Origin of the sequence: Thioalkalivibrio sp. ALE23 (assembly GCF_000378545.1) — a bacterium.
In the GTDB taxonomy this organism is placed as follows: domain Bacteria; phylum Pseudomonadota; class Gammaproteobacteria; order Ectothiorhodospirales; family Ectothiorhodospiraceae; genus Thioalkalivibrio.
Map to the genome: position 1 here is coordinate 1 of NZ_KB900096.1, position 1,025 is coordinate 1,025.

Annotated in this window: 1 protein-coding gene; it reads right to left on the reverse strand. The window is 65.0% G+C overall.

The window, feature by feature from the left end:
• On the reverse strand, positions 1 to 926 hold a 926-nt coding region (locus tag F573_RS14695; protein WP_081619258.1), incomplete at its 3' end, for a hypothetical protein.
• Positions 927 to 1,025 lie beyond the last annotated feature (99 nt).

Consider the following 1,025-nt stretch of genomic DNA (forward strand, 5'->3'; position numbering starts at 1 on the left):
CGGTATGCCCGATAGCCTTCCACCGCCAGGCGCAGGCGCCCGGCGGCCTCCACCGCCTGTTCATCCACTGGCGCCAGCCGGTGTGCGGGCGCCGGCACCGGGATCAGGCCGGCCTCGATCGCGTCCGCTGCGGCATCGTACAGCGCCTCGGTCACCCTCTCCCGGCTTTCCCTTGGGTTGTCTGCGTCCAGCAGTGACCGGCACCGGTTCAGCAGGTCTTCCCGATGAGGGGAGGGCTCGGATTCGGCCATCACCGGATCGTTGTTCAGTACCTCGATGGCGTCTTCCAGCAGCCAGCGCGTTTCTTCCGGACTCGGGAGGCGGTTGTTCTCCAGCCGTGCCGCAATGCGGCGGCGCAGGGCGTGCGCGCCCACCGATACATTCATGTCCAGGGCGTCGCGGGCGACGGCGTTGTACGCCTGGAAGGTTTCTTCCAGATCCGCCAGCAGCGTCATCAGCTTCTCGTTGCGGTCGCCGGCCATGGACCGACTCCACCAGGCATCCATCGGTGGCGGCTGCCCGGATTCAATCGCCTCTCGGTTCGCTTCCAGGAATTGCCGGTAGCGTTCGATGTTCTTCTCGCAGAAGACCTCCAGTTCTTCCAGGAACAGGCGTGGCGAATACAGATGCCCGGCGCCCTCGAAGTCCGCGATGACCACGGTGCCGTCCCCCAGCGGTGTGACTTCTCCGCCGGTACACTCCATGACTTCCGCCACAGTGTCGGATACCAGCGGGATCGGGGTGGAGCCGTTTTTCGGAATCGCCGGTTCGCACCCCAACCGCTCGATGTCTCCCTGACCTGCCTTCAGGGGCTCCGTTACCCGCATGGGCTTCGGGTCGTCGTTGAGCCGGATGATCGCCCCCTCGGGCAGACTCGACGCATTGACCCACCGCCATCCATCCCTTTCGAGCGTTTCGATCTTCATGGCGACTCCCCCCACCAGGGTTCCATCGGAGGTGGATTCCCATCTTCCACAGCGTCCCGGTTCGCATCGAAAAAGGCCCGGTACCGCTCGATATGCTCC